This window comes from uncultured Phascolarctobacterium sp. (genome assembly GCF_958349595.1).
GTDB lineage: Bacteria > Bacillota > Negativicutes > Acidaminococcales > Acidaminococcaceae > Phascolarctobacterium.
The window spans coordinates 133,304-149,122 of sequence record NZ_CATWDQ010000002.1 but is presented as its reverse complement, the minus strand read 5'-3'; the positions used below and the strand labels follow the sequence as shown (position 1 = coordinate 149,122).

At 50.0% G+C, this 15,819-nt stretch carries 19 protein-coding genes; 1 reads left to right on the top strand and 18 read right to left on the bottom strand.

The features are described 5' to 3' along the window. Positions 1 to 22: 22 nt before the first annotated feature. From atpG to rpmE, 18 genes are all read right to left on the bottom strand, one after another. Complete coding sequence (atpG, locus tag Q4G98_RS02330) at positions 23 to 907, bottom strand: ATP synthase F1 subunit gamma (RefSeq protein WP_177561434.1); 885 nt, start codon at positions 905 to 907, stop codon at positions 23 to 25. A 7-nt stretch (positions 908 to 914) separates the two neighbouring features. Then, a complete protein-coding gene (gene atpA / locus Q4G98_RS02325) occupies positions 915 to 2,747 on the bottom strand; it encodes a F0F1 ATP synthase subunit alpha (RefSeq protein ID WP_177561433.1) in 1,833 nt (610 codons plus the stop codon). A gap of 97 nt (positions 2,748 to 2,844) precedes the next feature. Further along, positions 2,845 to 3,327, bottom strand: a complete 483-nt coding sequence (atpF, locus tag Q4G98_RS02320; RefSeq protein WP_298565294.1) for a F0F1 ATP synthase subunit B — start codon at positions 3,325 to 3,327, stop codon at positions 2,845 to 2,847. Between the two features lie 37 nt (positions 3,328 to 3,364). Continuing rightward, positions 3,365 to 3,628, bottom strand: a complete 264-nt coding sequence (gene atpE / locus Q4G98_RS02315; RefSeq protein ID WP_113077761.1) for a F0F1 ATP synthase subunit C — start codon at positions 3,626 to 3,628, stop codon at positions 3,365 to 3,367. Between the two features lie 38 nt (positions 3,629 to 3,666). Then, positions 3,667 to 4,386, bottom strand: a complete 720-nt coding sequence (atpB, locus tag Q4G98_RS02310; RefSeq protein WP_177561431.1) for a F0F1 ATP synthase subunit A — start codon at positions 4,384 to 4,386, stop codon at positions 3,667 to 3,669. Between the two features lie 4 nt (positions 4,387 to 4,390). Beyond that, entirely contained in the window at positions 4,391 to 4,807 is a 417-nt protein-coding gene (locus Q4G98_RS02305) for a hypothetical protein (protein ID WP_177561430.1), read from the bottom strand. A gap of 123 nt (positions 4,808 to 4,930) precedes the next feature. Next, positions 4,931 to 6,088: a non-hydrolyzing UDP-N-acetylglucosamine 2-epimerase gene (locus Q4G98_RS02300; protein WP_366917014.1), complete on the bottom strand. Its 1,158-nt coding sequence runs from the start codon at positions 6,086 to 6,088 to the stop codon at positions 4,931 to 4,933. A gap of 69 nt (positions 6,089 to 6,157) precedes the next feature. After that, on the bottom strand, positions 6,158 to 7,168 hold the full coding sequence (locus Q4G98_RS02295; protein ID WP_177561428.1) for an undecaprenyl/decaprenyl-phosphate alpha-N-acetylglucosaminyl 1-phosphate transferase: 1,011 nt from the start codon (positions 7,166 to 7,168) through the stop codon (positions 6,158 to 6,160). A gap of 211 nt (positions 7,169 to 7,379) precedes the next feature. Next, positions 7,380 to 7,838, bottom strand: a complete 459-nt coding sequence (locus Q4G98_RS02290) for a cytidine/deoxycytidylate deaminase family protein (RefSeq protein ID WP_177561427.1) — start codon at positions 7,836 to 7,838, stop codon at positions 7,380 to 7,382. Continuing rightward, a complete protein-coding gene (gene upp, locus Q4G98_RS02285) occupies positions 7,838 to 8,458 on the bottom strand; it encodes a uracil phosphoribosyltransferase (RefSeq protein ID WP_177561426.1) in 621 nt (206 codons plus the stop codon). The genes Q4G98_RS02290 and upp overlap by 1 nt, the downstream gene beginning before the upstream one ends. A 22-nt stretch (positions 8,459 to 8,480) precedes the next feature. After that, positions 8,481 to 9,728 carry a serine hydroxymethyltransferase gene (gene glyA, locus Q4G98_RS02280; protein WP_293661773.1) on the bottom strand — a complete coding sequence of 416 codons (1,248 nt, stop codon included), beginning with the start codon at positions 9,726 to 9,728 and terminating at the stop codon, positions 8,481 to 8,483. A 25-nt stretch (positions 9,729 to 9,753) separates the two neighbouring features. After that, positions 9,754 to 10,299 (bottom strand): TIGR01440 family protein, encoded by a 546-nt coding sequence (locus Q4G98_RS02275; RefSeq protein ID WP_293546444.1) that lies wholly within the window; start codon positions 10,297 to 10,299, stop codon positions 9,754 to 9,756. Further along, entirely contained in the window at positions 10,299 to 10,742 is a 444-nt protein-coding gene (rpiB, locus tag Q4G98_RS02270) for a ribose 5-phosphate isomerase B (RefSeq protein WP_298565285.1), read from the bottom strand. The genes Q4G98_RS02275 and rpiB overlap by 1 nt, the downstream gene beginning before the upstream one ends. Before the next feature lie 52 nt (positions 10,743 to 10,794). Further along, complete coding sequence (locus Q4G98_RS02265) at positions 10,795 to 11,901, bottom strand: L-threonylcarbamoyladenylate synthase (RefSeq protein WP_298565282.1); 1,107 nt, start codon at positions 11,899 to 11,901, stop codon at positions 10,795 to 10,797. After that, positions 11,870 to 12,772 carry a peptide chain release factor N(5)-glutamine methyltransferase gene (prmC, locus tag Q4G98_RS02260; protein WP_298565279.1) on the bottom strand — a complete coding sequence of 301 codons (903 nt, stop codon included), beginning with the start codon at positions 12,770 to 12,772 and terminating at the stop codon, positions 11,870 to 11,872. The genes Q4G98_RS02265 and prmC overlap by 32 nt, the downstream gene beginning before the upstream one ends. Before the next feature lies 1 nt (position 12,773). Next, on the bottom strand, positions 12,774 to 13,841 hold the full coding sequence (gene prfA, locus Q4G98_RS02255) for a peptide chain release factor 1 (protein ID WP_298565276.1): 1,068 nt from the start codon (positions 13,839 to 13,841) through the stop codon (positions 12,774 to 12,776). Next, positions 13,831 to 14,736, bottom strand: coding sequence for a DUF1385 domain-containing protein (locus Q4G98_RS02250; RefSeq protein ID WP_298565274.1), 906 nt, complete (start codon positions 14,734 to 14,736; stop codon positions 13,831 to 13,833). The genes prfA and Q4G98_RS02250 overlap by 11 nt, the downstream gene beginning before the upstream one ends. A 64-nt stretch (positions 14,737 to 14,800) precedes the next feature. Then, positions 14,801 to 15,007, bottom strand: coding sequence for a 50S ribosomal protein L31 (gene rpmE / locus Q4G98_RS02245; protein WP_021718160.1), 207 nt, complete (start codon positions 15,005 to 15,007; stop codon positions 14,801 to 14,803). Positions 15,008 to 15,324: 317 nt separating this feature from the next. Here rpmE and Q4G98_RS02240 point away from each other — a divergent pair, with 317 nt between their 5' ends. After that, a complete protein-coding gene (locus Q4G98_RS02240) occupies positions 15,325 to 15,735 on the top strand; it encodes a hotdog domain-containing protein (protein ID WP_307745660.1) in 411 nt (136 codons plus the stop codon). Positions 15,736 to 15,819 lie beyond the last annotated feature (84 nt).

The following is a 15,819-nucleotide window of genomic DNA, read 5'->3' as shown; positions in this document are numbered from 1 at the left end:
TTAGCCTCCCTACGAATTATTCTTATTGTTGTTTCAATGCTTCGGCGCCGCCGCAGATCTCGCTGAGCTCGCGGGTAATAAGTGCCTGACGCGCCTTGTTATAAGACAGCTCCAGATTCTTAACCAGCTTGCCGGCATTATCAGTAGCAGAAGACATCGCAGTCATTCTGGCGCCCAATTCACTGGCAGCAGATTGTACCAGCGCGGCATAAACAATAGTTTCAAGATAACGCGGTGCCAAAACCTTCAAAATTTCTTCAGCTTCGGGTAAGAAAAGGTACTCGACACTTTTCTTAGTTGCACCGGCTTCTTTTTCCGGTGGTTCTACCGGAAGGATGATATCGCTTGTCGGGATCTGCGACAAAGCGGATTTAAATAAAGTGAAAACAATATGCAATTCATCAAACTGCATATCACCGAAACGTTCAGCCGCATCGGTAGCGATAGCCACAGCATCGTTGTAACTTGGTTTATCAGAGAAGCCAAGATGCGAGGAAATAACATTATAACCACGGCGCGTAAAGAAATCTTTCGCTCTGCGGCCGCTGGTAATAATAACTACGTCGCCTTCAATTTCAGAAATCTCGGCAACTGCTCTTTTTAACGCATTACTGCTATAAGCACCGGCAAGACCTTTATCAGAACATACAACCAAATAGCCAACTTTTTTCACTTCGCGTTTTTGCAGCAAAGGATGCTTTTTGGCGTCTAATCCGGCCACCATGCCCTTATCACAAACAATATTGGCCAATACTTCTTTGATCTTCAAAGCATACGGACGGCTGGAGCCTGCTTTTTCCTGCGCTTTGCGCAAACGGGCAGCGGCAACCATTTTCATAGCTTTAGTGATCTGACCAATATTTTTGATGCCTTTCATGTGGCGATGAATCTCGCGTGCAGTAGCCATCAGTCAATCACCTACCTTCACTGACAATAAAGGTATCCTTGAACTCAACGATCGCTTTCTTCAAAGCTGCTTCATTTTCGTCGGTGATTTTCTTTTCGTCACGGATGGAAGCACCAATTTCAGGATGGTTGGCATCCATAAAATCAAGGAATTCACTTTCCATGCGAGTGATGTCTTTTACTGCAACATCATCTAAATAACCTTTAGTACCGAGGTAGATAGCCATAACCTGTTTTTCTACCGGCAGCGGCACATATTGGCCTTGTTTGAGGATCTCTGTCAAACGCTGACCGCGGTCCAGCTGAGCTTTGGTAGCTTTATCAAGATCGGAAGCAAACTGAGCGAATGCTGCCAGCTCACGATATTGTGCCAAGTCCAGACGCAGAGTACCTGCAACAGATTTCATTGCTTTGATTTGCGCCGCGCCGCCTACACGGGATACGGACAAACCGGAATTGATCGCCGGACGGATACCGGAATAGAATAACTCGGATTCCAGGAATATCTGTCCGTCAGTAATAGAAATTACGTTAGTAGGAATAAAGCCGCCAACGTCACCAGCCAGTGTTTCGATGATAGGCAATGCGGTGATAGAACCGTTACCGAGTTCTTTGTTCAGTTTAGCAGCACGTTCCAGCAAACGGGAATGCAAGTAGAATACATCGCCAGGATAAGCCTCGCGTCCTGGAGGACGGCGGAGCAGCAGGGACATGGCACGATACGCAACAGCGTGCTTGGACAAGTCGTCATATACGCAAAGTACGTCTTTGCCCTGATCCATAAAGTATTCTGCCATCGTTACACCGGCATAAGGAGCCAGATACTGCAGCGGGGCAGAATCAGCAGCGGTAGCTGCAACGATGATCGTATAATCCATAGCGCCGTGTTGTTCCAGAGTACGAACGATACGGGCTACGTTGGAAGCCTTTTGGCCGATAGCTACATAAATGCAGATCACGCCGAGGCCTTTCTGGTTAATGATAGTATCGATAGCAACGGCAGTTTTGCCGGTGCCGCGGTCACCGATGATAAGTTCGCGCTGGCCGCGTCCGATAGGAACGAGCGCATCGATACATTTGATACCGGTCTGCAGCGGAGTATCAACGGATTCACGATCTGCGATACCATGAGCAGCAGATTCTACAGGGCGTTTTTCAGCATAAGCGATCTCGCCTTTGCCGTCGATAGGAGCGCCGATAGCGCTGACAACGCGGCCCAGCAAAGCTTCGCCTACGGGAACGTCCATGATGTTGCCGGTACGGCGAACCAGATCGCCTTCTTTAATGAGCGTTTCGCCGCCCATCAAAACGATACCAACAGAGTCAGGGTTCAAGTTCAGAACCATGCCGGAAACATTGTTCGGCAATTCAACCAATTCGCCGGCCATAGCGTTTTTCATACCGATAACGGTAGCGATGCCGTCACCGATCTTTTCAACTATACCGACCTCTTCCAAGTTAACATCCACATTGTAATTCTCCAGCTTTTCGCTGAGAGCATCAGTCATTGCTTCCGGTTTTTCCAAAGCATAGTCATGAACGTCAATGCCGTTCATAACAACTTCCATTTTCTTCAGTTTACGAAGTGCGGAAGCATCATATACCTTGTCGCCGATTTGCACGATGATACCACCGAGAATAGAAGGATCAACATTTTTATTGAGGAAAATGTCGCGGCCTAATTTTTCGGTAAGAATTGCAGAAATGGATTGATACTCATCTACAGTTAATTTTTTAGCCGTAGTAACTTTTACATCTAAAAGTTCTTTAATAGAACCCAGATCAATTTTGAAGTCGGACAATTCTTGCTTAATCAAAGCAATATTTTCTTCACTCTTCATAATTGTACCAATCACCTCCGTATACCGGCTCTCGTCATTGCCGCCTTTCGCTAAAGGGCGGTCCTGATTTCGTCCGGCCTATTGAGCAACAAGCAAATTATTGTTTCAAAACAGCGTCAACAATATCGCCTGCTAATTTTTTGTCTTCTTCAGAACCTAATTTTTGTTCAACAATCTTGCTGGCAGCAACCAGGCTGAGATTGATAACATGGGCGCGGATTTCGCTGAGAGCCTGCTTTTTCTCAAGAGCAATAGCTTCTTTAGCAGTTTTGATGATTTGATCCTGCTCTTCTTTAGTTTCAGCAAGGATCTTATCGTGCGCAGTCTGCGCGGTTTTACGCGCATTGTCGATAATAGCTTGAGCTTCTTGACGTGCAGCGGCCAATTTAGCGGCATATTCAGCTTTGATGCCTTCGGCATCAGTTTTAGCGTTTTCTGCGGCTGCTAAATCGTTAGCAATTTTATTCTTGCGGTCATCCATGATTTTCATCAGGGGTTTGTAAGCAAATTTCGCAAGAACGAAAACGAGAATCAAAAAGTTCAGGACCTGCGCGATAAATGTAGCGTTAAAGTTAACCAATTATAGCACGCTCCTTTTCTAGTTTTCCTTTACGAAATTATTTAATGAAGGGGTTAGCAAATACGAGAACGATAGCGATAACATAGCAGAGGATAGGCATGGATTCAACCAAACCTACGCAGATCAGCATAGTAGTCATCAATTTACCGGATTCTTCCGGTTGGCGAGCCATAGATTCAATAGTTCTGCCGCAGAGGTGACCGTTACCGGTACCAGCGCCGTTTGCAGCGCCTAAACAAACAAGACCCGCGCCGATTAAAGATGCAGCGGTAATGATTGCATTTTCAGTCATTTCATTCATCCTTTCAAAATAAGAAAAATTTTAGAATCGATTGATGCTTAGTGCACATCATGGAATGCGATGGCAAAGCTGCTCAAAGCAAGCATCGTAAAGATAAAGGCCTGCAAGAAGCCGATAAACAAGCTGAACATTACCCAAAGTTCCGGGATGACCCACGGAGTCAGTTGATACAAAACGATCAACAGAATTTCGCCTGCCAGGATGTTACCAAATAGACGAAGGGCCATAGTCAGCGGTTTTGTGATAGCGTCAAGAAGGTGGATCGGTAAAAAGCCCGGTTTAGGACTGATAAAATGTTTAAAATGTCCTATACCCTGCTGATGCACACCAACTGCATAACCACCAATGGCTACCATCAAAGACAATGCAAAAACAGTGTTGATATCATTGGTCGGGGAAGTCCAATGTACACCGAACTGCGGCAGCATGCCAAGTTCATTGCCAATGAAAATAAACATGAACAAGGTGATCATAAACGGAGCCATATACTTACGCCCCTTCATCCCCAGGGTCTCTTCCATCAATCCGTTTAGGAAATCAATAAAAAACTCCATTCCATTCTGCAAGCCACTTGGAACCAGCTTCGGATTTCTAGAAGCAATAAAAAACAGTAAAAAGACGATCGCCATCGTGATCCAGGTCATATACATGGTCTGCATATGAATTACGACACCAGGTGCCCATTCCTGCGCAAAGTAATGGATGATCTCTTTTGCGTTTTCAGCCTCTTGAGCCATAGCAGCTGTTTCTGTTCCCATTCTCTCACACTCCTTTCTTCACGCCCTGCTTTTTATTGAGCTGGTACGCGATAAATATTAGATTAAATATTAAAAATATATGTATCAGCAGAAACCCCATGCATACACCAAAAACATGGTATTTCAACTTTAACATCACAATAACCAGGATGCCGGCCGCCAGCCTTCTGATCCAGCGAAAGCGCTTCATGATCTTCAGCGCCGCTTCCGGCTCGCCCTCAGGCAGAGATCTCTGGATGCCCAGAAACATGATCAGGGTATCAAGCAGTCCTACAGCGCCGCCTAAAGCAAGCCCGGAGGCAAGCTCCTGATAACCGGCCATTTTTACGGCAAAAGCTATGGCAAAAGACGCAACCGCCAGCCTTGCCAGAACTTTTTTATACCCCGTCGTTACCAAAGGGGTGAAGTCAATCATTTTCATCAGCGTTTTGCTACCTCATAAAACTGTCCTGCTTCCACTTAAAACAAAAACCAAATAGGCATTTTTGAAAAAATCAAGAATAAATCATAATAATTTTAATATTTTTCACAATTTTTGTCTATCTTAATTAGTACTGAATTCAGATAAAATTTGAATGTCGTAACCATTTTCATGTAAAATCTTTCTGATTATACGCGCGCAAGCCCTGCCGTCACCATACGGATTAGCCGCTTCAGCCATACTTTGATAATGCTGCGCATCATCCAGCAGTCTGCTTGTTTCCCGCAGCACATCATCGTAAGCAGTGCCTACGAGCTTGACTGTCCCTGCGTCTACAGCTTCAGGACGCTCGGTAGTATCACGCAGGACCAGGACCGGCTTACCCAGCGCCGGCGCTTCTTCCTGAATACCGCCGCTGTCAGTCAGCACAATATCTACTTTAGCCATCAGATTGGCAAAAGGCTCATAATCCAAAGGCTCGATCAAATGGACCTGCTGCAGATGACCAAGTTCTTCATTGACGATTTCTCTGACTTTAGGATTTTTATGGACCGGAAAAATCGCTTCGGTATCCGGATGGTTTTCCAAAACCTTACGCAGCGCCTGATAAACATGACGCATCGGTTCGCCTAAATTCTCACGGCGGTGCGTGGTCACTAAGATCAGCCGCTTCCCGCTGGCAAGGGACTGCTGCAGCCCCGCGTCAGTAAACCGGTAATCAGCCTTGACCGTAGTCTGCAAGGCATCGATCACCGTATTGCCCGTCACTACGATCGCCGCCGGATCGATATTTTCTTTCAATAAATTGCTTTTACTGGTCGCCGTCGGCGCAAAATGGATATCGGCAATAGCGCCAGTCAGTTTGCGGTTCATCTCTTCCGGGTAGGGTGAAAATTTATTGCCCGTCCGCAGGCCCGCTTCCACATGGCCTACAGGGATCTGGGCATAAAAAGACGCCAAAGCTCCGACAAAGGTCGTAGTGGTATCACCGTGCACCAGCACCATATCAGGCTGTGCCTCTGCCAATACGTCCTTTAATCCTGCCAAAGCCCGGCCGGTAACGTCATATAAAGTTTGTCCGGCAGTCATGATATTCAAATCATAATCCGGTTTGATAGCAAACAGCTGCAGCACCTGGTCCAACATTTCACGGTGCTGTGCCGTCACGGCTACGATAGGTTCAATAAAATCAGGGTATTTCTGCATTTCCAAAACTAACGGACACATTTTGATTGCTTCCGGACGCGTACCGAAAACTGTCATTAGCTTGATTTTTTTCACGACTTCGTCTCCCAACTGTATAACACGGTCTCATACGGTTTTTCAATCATTAATAACTGTCATTGCCAATCAACGATCGTTCAAAATACCTATCTTCTTAGCACCAAAGACCACGGCGGTAATAATGAGCGCGATGATCACTGCCGCATAATAGCCGCCGACCTCAGTCAGCAGTACCGCGGCGATGCCCAGCACGGCGCTGATGATATACATCAGCAGCACGGCCTGACGCTGCGTCATGCCCATCGCCAGCAGGCGGTGATGCAGATGCCCCTTGTCCGGCTGAAAAATAGGTCGGCCATTCGTATAGCGGCGCACGATCGCAAAAGCCGTATCCATGATCGGTAAGCCCAAAGCGATGGCAGGCACGATCAGCGCGATAGTAGCCGCGCTTTTAACCGCGCCGAAAATAGAGATCGCCGCCAGCATATAGCCGATAAACATACTGCCGGTATCACCCATAAAAATGGTGGCCGGATTGAAATTATAACGCATAAAGCCAACAATACCGCCAGCCAGAGCAGCCGTGATCACAGCCACAGGATAAAAGCCCTGCTGAATAGCTACCAGAATCACCGTTATCGACGCGATCCCGGCCACACCAGCCGCCAGTCCGTCCAGCCCATCCATCAGGTTGACGACATTAGTAAAGCTGATCACCCAGAAAATCGTGAACGGTATCGACAGATACTCAAGATAAAAATACCCGCCCCAGGGATTGTTGAGCCATTCGATACGGATATCAAACAGCACTAAAACCGCCGCGGCAGCGATCTGTCCCAGCAGCTTGACCTTGGCTGGCAGCTGATAGACATCATCGATGATACCGACGATCAGGATCACCGTGCCGCCGAGCAAAAGCGCCAGCACGTCCCTGGATAAATGCATGCTGCACAAAACAGCGGCTACAAAGCCAAGGTAAATGGCCAGCCCTCCCAGGCGCGGCATGATGCCCTTATGAACCTTTCTTCCGTCTGGCTTATCCAGCGCGCCTATACGGAAAGCCAGTTTTTTGACATACGGCGTCAAAAGCCAGCTGGTAAAAAGCGCTATCACAAAAGCTAAAATATACACTTGCAATTATTCACCTCATAGCGTTCAAAGCCGCTTATTTATACCCCAAAAATCACTGTATTTTCTTAAAAGGTCATTCTTGTGTATTAGTATATCAAAAAAATACCATTTTGAACATTTTTTCTTTGATTTTTTTGTTGCGAAAGCAACATTTTTCAGAAAAATAAATACAGCAACTGCCGATGCCCCTGAAAAGCACCGCAATGCTGTATTTATTTTAATCTTCCCCGTGCAGGATCGTCACCTGCATCCCGGCAGCCTGCAGCATCTCCTCTGCCAGCTTATCCGGATAAGGATTGGCATAAACGATCCGCTCGATACCGGCGTTAATCAATATTTTAGTGCAGACAACGCAGGGCTGATGCGTGCAGTACAGCGTACCGCCGTTGACGGATACGCCATGATAAGCCGCCTGTACTACTGCGTTCTGCTCGGCATGGATACCACGGCATAATTCGTGCATTTGTCCCGAGGGTACTTTCAATTGTTCACGCAGGCAGCCTGTCACCGAGCAATGCTCAAGCTTGGAAGGCGTGCCATTATAACCTGTGGCCACTATTTGCCTGTTTTTGACGATAACGGCGCCGACGCTGCGGCGTAGGCAAGTGGAGCGCTTGCTGACTACCTGGGCGATCTCCATAAAATAATTGTCCCATTCAGGCCTGTTATCAAACATCAGTCTGTACCAAAAATACGGTCGCCGGCATCGCCCAGACCCGGCACGATATAACCGTGTTCATTCAATTTTTCATCTAAAGCAGCTGTGTAAACAGGCACGTCAGGGTGCTCCTCGTTCATCACCTTCACGCCTTCAGGTGCCGCTACCAGACACATAAAACGAATATTTTTCAAACCGCGCTCCTTCAGCATCGAGATTGCGGCAGCGGCACTGCCGCCAGTCGCCAGCATTGGATCGACTACGATCGTCACGCCGTCTTTATTCTCAGGCAGCTTGCAGTAATATTCGATCGGTTTCAAGGTTTCTTCATCACGGTACAAACCGATAAAGCCCACCCTGGCATCCGGGATCATTTTCAGCACGCCAGTCAAAAGACCCAGACCGGCCCTTAAAATAGGCACGACAAAAATATCGCCGGCAACTTTATAACCGGTAGTCTTCGCTACCGGAGTAGTGACCTCGACCTCCTGCAGCGGCAGGTTCCTTGCCACCTCATACGTCATCAGCATCGCTATTTCATCAAGACACTCGCGAAAATCACGGGACGAGGTATGCTCCGCACGCATTTTCGTGATTTTTTGTTTGATCAGCGGGTGATCAACAACTGTAACTTGCATCTTCAAAATCTCCTTCCTGAATTCAGAAGCCGGGATACATGGGATATTTAGCGCATAAAGCCGCTACCCTTGCTGCCGCTTCCTTATGTTTGCCCTCATTTTCAGGATTATTCAAAACCAGGCCAATGATCGCTGCCACCTCGCGCATATCCTCCTGATCAAAGCCGCGCGTGGTAACGGCAGCCGTACCCAGACGGATACCGCTGGTCACAAAAGGACTTTCGGGATCAAAGGGGATCGTATTTTTATTGCAGGTCACGCCTACTTCATCTAATAAATGTTCAGCTACCTTGCCTGTCAGCTTCTGGCCGCGCACGTCGACAAGAATCAGATGGTTGTCAGTTCCGCCGGAAACGATACGGAACCCTTCTTGTTGTAAAGCTTCAGCAAATACTCTGCAGTTAGCGATGATATTCTGCTGATATACTTTAAATTCCGGCTGCAAAGCCTCACCAAAAGCCACCGCCTTGGCAGCAATGATATGCATCAAGGGGCCGCCCTGGATACCAGGGAACACAGCCTTGTCGATCGCCTTGGCATACTGCTCTTTGCACATGATCAGGCCGCCGCGCGGTCCACGCAAGGTTTTATGCGTAGTCGTAGTAACGATGTCGGCATAAGGCACCGGGCTGGGATGCAGCCCCGCAGCCACAAGACCGGCGATGTGGGCGATATCCACCATCAGCAGCGCCCCAACGCTGTGCGCGATCTCCGCCATCCGTTCAAAATCTATGATCCGGGAATAAGCGCTGGCGCCGGCAACGATGATTTTCGGCTTCGTTTCAGCGGCAGTTTGCGCCAAAGCATCATAATCGATAGTTTCCGTCTCGTGATCCACACCATAAGGGACCACGTTATAATAGCTGCCGGAAATATTTACCGGTGAACCGTGGGATAAATGGCCGCCCTGAGACAGATTCATGCCCATGATCGTATCGCCGGGCTTCAGGAAAGCAAAATAAACGGCAGTGTTGGCGTTAGCGCCGGAATGAGGCTGCACATTGACATGATCGGCGCCGAATAATTTTTTAGCGCGCTCGATCGCCAGTACTTCCACCTTATCGACATATTCACAGCCGCCATAATAACGGTGTCCCGGATACCCCTCGGCATATTTATTAGTCAGGACAGTACCCATGGCCTCCATCACAGCAGGAGACACAAAATTCTCGGACGCGATCAGTTCTATTTTATTTCTTTGTCTGCCAAGTTCTTCGCCAATAGCGGCATTCACTTCAGGATCAACAACGGCTAATTTCTCTAAATTCATGATTACTCCCTCCAAGTCAAATAATTTACACTGGGTATTTGGCACGCTCGCCGCCAATCAAGGGCGGACGTGTCCGTGCCGCGGTGAGTATAGCCTCGCCGATCTTGCTTTCTGCCAAACGCACCGGTACGGCAACTTTCTTTAAATGCATACCGATCAGCGTCTGACCTATATCCAGGCCCGCATGGGCCGAGATCGCTTCAACAACGACAGGCTGCTCAAAATTTTCGTAAGCCGCTGCTGCCATAGCACCGCCCGCATGGGGCACAGGCCGCACAGTTACTTCCTGCCAGCCGTATTTTTCTGCAGCCGCCCTAGTCGTGACCAGAGCCCGGTTCAAATGCTCGCAGCACTGGATCGCCAAAAAAACACCCTGCGCCTCGGTCACCCGCCGCAGGGCAGCAAACATCGCCCCGGCGGCTTCGGCAGAACCGCCAGTACCGATCTTATCGCCCAGCACCTCGCTGGTGCTGCAGCCCACTACTAAAACCTGCCCGGTCTGGACCGCCCCTGCCTGCAAAAGCTCCTGCGCCGCCGCAGCTACCTGCGCGGCTATTTCCGCAGTCTGCATCACCGCATCGCCTCCATGGCCGTAATCTTATCGATCCGGCGCAGATGGCGCCCACCGGCAAATTCACTCTTCAGCCAGGTATCAGTTATCATTTCCGCCAGGCTTAAGCCGATAACGCGCTCGCCCATACACAGTATATTGGCATTGTTATGCTCACGGCTCATCTGCGCAGAAAAAACATCGCCGCACAAAGCCGCTCTGATCCCGTTGATCTTATTGGCGGCAATAGAAACGCCGATGCCGGTCCCGCAGATCAAAATACCCCGTTCCGCTTCGCCGTCATTGACAGCCTGGCAGACCTTAGCTGCATAATCAGGATAATCGACGGATTCTTCCGTATAAGTACCGCAGTCAACAACCTCGATGCCCTTAGCCTTAAGATATTCCCTGATATGATTTTTTAAATGGATACCGCCGTGATCACTGCCGACCGCGATTTTCATAGAAGTCACCTCTGTTTTTATTTACATTTTTTTATTTTTACAACTCATAGTGTTATTTTAACATAAATTCCGGCAAAAGCGTACCGCTTTTTGCACAAAGCCGGCCATCGGAAACTGTCACGATCTGATAACCTGCCGCCTTACGCAGCCTGTTCATCACCGCCAGTCCCAAACCGTCTTCGCCCACTCCTTCGGCCACGATCAGCTCTGCCTGCTGTTTATCAAAACCACGCAGCAAGCTGTACAGTTTTTCAGCCAGGGCCTGCGTATCCTGTCCCCACGCGCTCACCAGCATATTTTCAGCCTGCGGAAGCTGAGCGGCGATCTTTTCACTGCACAAAACACCTGTCCTGATCCCCTGCGCAGCGGCCTTCGCTGCTACCGCCGGTATCTGCATTGCGGCCTCGCCCTCAAATAAATACATCGCTGCCTGCGGTGCATAATGACGGTATTTCATGCCCGGAGCCTTCGGCTTAAAATCGCCCTGGCCTCCCAGAGCCGGATCAACCTCGACCGCTCCCAAAACTGCTTCCAGCATTTCCCGGGTAATGCCGCCCGGACGCAAAATCATCGGCACAGCCGCAGTAGTATCGACAACGGTGGATTCAACACCAATGCCGCAGCTGCCGCCGTCGATAATGCCGGCGATCTTGCCCTGCATATCATCCCAGACAGCCTGCGCGTCCGTCGGGCTGGGCTTGCCGGAAATATTGGCCGACGGAGCAGCTATGGGCCGCCCCGTCGCCGCGATCAACCCGGCGGCTACCGGATGCGAAGGCATCCGTACGCCTACCGTCGCCAGGCCGGCGCTCACCTCGTCCGGGATCAGCTGCGACTTATCGACGATCAAAGTCAGCGGCCCCGGCCAGAAAGCCTCCATCAACGCCCTGGCATTGGCAGTAAGCCCGCTCGTCAGCGGCAGGATATCCTCTTTTCTGGCGATATGCAAAATCAAAGGATTATCAGCCGGCCGGCCCTTCGCCGCAAAAATTTTCGCCACCGCCGCGCCATTCAGCCCATCCGCACCCAGACCGTAAACAGTCTCCGTCGGGAAAGCTACTACTTCTCCCTGGCGCAGCAGCCTGCCTGCCGCCTGTAAAACCTCCGCTTTATTATCACTATCAGCATCAGCGTGTAAATTCCAATAAATGGTCTGCATAATAAGTACCTTCTCTCGTCGCAAACACCATGCGCTCAATCTCAGCATAATCCTTCCGCAGCGCCGTCACGGTCAGCCCGGCCTGCCGGCACAATCCGGCCACCTGCTGCGCCTGACCGATACCGACCTCAAAAGCCAGCAACCCGTCCGGCTTCAGCCATGTGCCGCACCCGGCGGCAATACGCCTGTAAAAATCCAGTCCGTCACTACCGCCGTCCAGAGCACCCCGCGGTTCCCGCTGCACATCGGCAGCCAGCCCGGCAATATCCGCTGCCGGGATATAAGGCGGATTGGAGACGATAATATCAAAAGCCTGCCCCGCCGGCAGCCCGGCAAACAGATCCGACTCCACCAGCGTCAGCCTGGAGCTGACGCCGATCGCCTCCGCATTTTCGCCGGCAACGGCCAAAGCGGCAGCCGAAATATCCACCGCCGTGCCCACAGCCTCCGGCAAAAGCTCCAGCAACGACACGATGATCGCCCCGCTGCCTGTGCCAAGATCAAGCAAACTGGCCGCGCCAACTCCGGCGGCAGCCTTCGCCACACTCTCCACCAGCAGCTCCGTTTCCGGACGCGGCACCAGCACCGCAGGATTTACCTTGAAGCTGTGCTTCATAAAAGCCTTCTCCCCCAGGATATACGCCAGCGGCTCCTGCTGAGCACGCCGCGCCACATAACCTCGGTATTCAGTCAGCTCCTCCTCCGACAAAGGCTGGTCAAAATGTACATATAAAGTTATTCTTTCGCATTTCAGAACAGCACAAAGCAGTATTTCAGCATCTAAACGCGGATTTTCGATCCCTTTATTTGCGAAATACTGCTTTGTCCATTCCAAAACCCCTGTAATCGTCCATAAGGGTTTATTTTCCATATTATTTCACCTGCTGCAGCTGCTCGCTCTGTTTGGCCGTAAGGAGCGCGTCCAGTAATTCGTCCATCTCGCCGTTGAGCACGATATCAAGTTTATGCAAAGTCAGCCCGATCCGATGATCGGTAACGCGGCCCTGCGGATAATTATAGGTACGGATACGCTCACTGCGGTCGCCTGTGCCCACCTGACTTTTACGGTCCTGAGCCGTAACCGCCCGCTGCTCCTCCTGCGCCTGCTCCAAGATCCTGGCCCGCAGGACGCGCATACACTTCTCGCGGTTTTTCAGCTGCGATTTTTCGTCCTGACACTGCGCCACGATCCCCGTCGGCAAATGCGTGATGCGTACCGCCGACTCGGTCTTATTGACATACTGCCCGCCGGCGCCGCCGGCACGGTAAGTATCCACCCGCAGATCGGCAGGATTGATCTCCACGTCCACCTCTTCCGCTTCAGGCAGCACTGCCACCGTAACAGTAGAAGTATGCACGCGCCCCTGAGACTCGGTTTCCGGCACCCGCTGCACCCGATGGACGCCGCTTTCAAATTTCATGCGGCCATAAACGCCGTCGCCGCGGATCTGAAAAACGACCTCTTTAAAGCCGCCCAGCTCCGTCGGATTGGCATCCAATATCTCCGTACGCCAGCCTCTGGCCTCGGCATAACGGGTATACATCCGAAACAGCACGCCGGCAAACAGAGCAGCCTCATCACCGCCAGCGCCGCCGCGGATCTCCACGATCACGTCCTTATCGTCGTTTGGATCGGAAGGCAGCAGTAAAATCGTCAGCCGCTCCTCATAAACAGCCAGCTGCGGCTTCAGCTCCTTCAGCTCCTCGTAAGCCATTTCCGTCAGCTCTTTATCATCACTGGCGTCAATGATCTCCTCCGCATCGGCTTTCGCCCGCATCAGATCGCGGTATTCGCGAAAGACCGTTACGATATCCGTCAGCTTGGCATGGGCTTTAGTACACTTCTGCCACTCTTTTTGATCAGCAATGACATCAGGATCGCTGATCTTCGCCTCCAGATCAAGATATTTATCTTCAAGTGCCTGTAATTTATCCAGCATTATTTTCTCCTGTAATTTGCTTTTCTGCCAATTCCTCAGGCGGCAGCACAGCCTTCAGCGAGGCTATCGCCACTTCGATCTGGTCATCGTCAGGCTCGCGGGTCGTCAGCTTCTGCAGGCAAAGACCGGGAAAAATAGCCGTTCTCACCCAGGCTGAATCGATATGCGAACCGGCATAACGAATGATCTCATAGCTCACACCGGCGATCACCGGCATCAGAATGATCCGCGACACGATCCGTTCAAACAGATTCGGCCAGCCCAAAAAAGTAAATACAAACATACTTATCAGCATCACGATCATCAGAAAATTAGTGCCGCAGCGCGGATGCAGCGTACTGAACTGACGCACGTTGGCCACTTCCAGCGGCAGCCCCGCCTCATAAGTATAGATCGTCTTATGCTCGGCCCCGTGATACTGAAATACTCTCTGAATATCCTTCATTGAAGAAATAGCAGTTATATATCCGAGGAAAATCAGCATTCTCAGCACGCCCTCGGCTAAATTCAAAATCATATGGTCACTGGTCCAGGCATTTAAAAACCGCATCGACCAGGTAGGAATGATAATAAACAAAACTACGGCCAGAACAACCGAAAAAGCGATCGTCAGAGCCATTTCCTTACCATCCAGCTGTTCGTCGTCTTCACCGGAAACCTGTGCCGAATAAGCCAGTGCCTTCATGCCGTGATATAACGATTCACAAAGAGCGACTACGCCGCGCAGCAATGGTTTTTTCAAAAAAGGATATTTATCGGTAATACTGTTAGCCGGGCCCACATCAATGGCGATTTCCCCGTCCGGCTGCCTGACGGCAACAGCGATCTTATCCTTGCCCCTCATCATCACGCCTTCAATAACAGCTTGTCCGCCAACATTAGGTTTCTTTTCCATAGTAGTATCTCCCTAAAAGTTTCGGATATAAACACAGCAGAGCTTTCGCTCTGCTGTGGTGTGATTATTTTTCTTCTACATTGTAGCGTTTATTGAATTTTTCAATACGGCCACGAGCAGCTAAATTACGCTGTTGGCCGGTGAAGAACGGATGACATTTAGAGCAAACGTCAACACGCAATTCCGGATTCACGCTGCCGCTCATAAAAGAATTGCCGCATGCGCAGGTTACTTTAGCTTCACCATATTTCGGATGGATGTTTTGTTTCATGCTGGTTGCACCTCACTTTACTCTCTAACTATTATATGACTATACATCATAATTCTAGATTAACGCTTATAAAGTATACCACAGACCCCACAGCTATGCAAGAACTATTTTCAGAAACTTTACTTTTGCCTGCTTGCACCCCAGCCGCGGAAAGGTTATAATAAGCGCAGCAAATATCTGCACCCCAAGCCGCACTTCAAGTGCGCCTGCAGACATATACATCCCGCGCCTCCGGCTCAGGCCCGGCGCGCCCAGAAAGGCAGGTCCTAACCTTGAAAAAAACATCCTCTGAAAGCAGGCTCGTCATCAGTGAAGTCATGATGCCCCACCAGGCCAATGTCGCCGGCAATATCCACGGCGGCGAGATCATCAAACTGATGGACTCTACCGCCTATGCCACGGCGCGCCGCTATGCCCGTACCAACGTGGTCACCGCCAGAGTCGACGAAGTAGAATTCCATCTGCCCATTTTTATCGGTGATCTTGTCATCTGTACGGCTCAGGTCGTCTATGTCGGTCACAGCTCCATGGAGATCGTCGTCGTAGTCGAAGTCGAAGACCTGGAAACGGAAGGCAAAAAACGCGCCTTGACAGCTTTCTTCACCATGATCGCCCTTGATAAAAAAGGCCGTCCCACCAAAGTGCCGGAGCTGACGCTGGAAACAGAAGAAGAAAAACGCGCCTTTGAAGAAGGACGCCTGCGCTACGAACGTCACAAGAAAAAATAATACATCAGTAAAATCAAGTGCCTGATATGAAGCTTGTTCATATCAGGCACTTTTGTTTTACTTACAGCCTTAATAAATCAATTA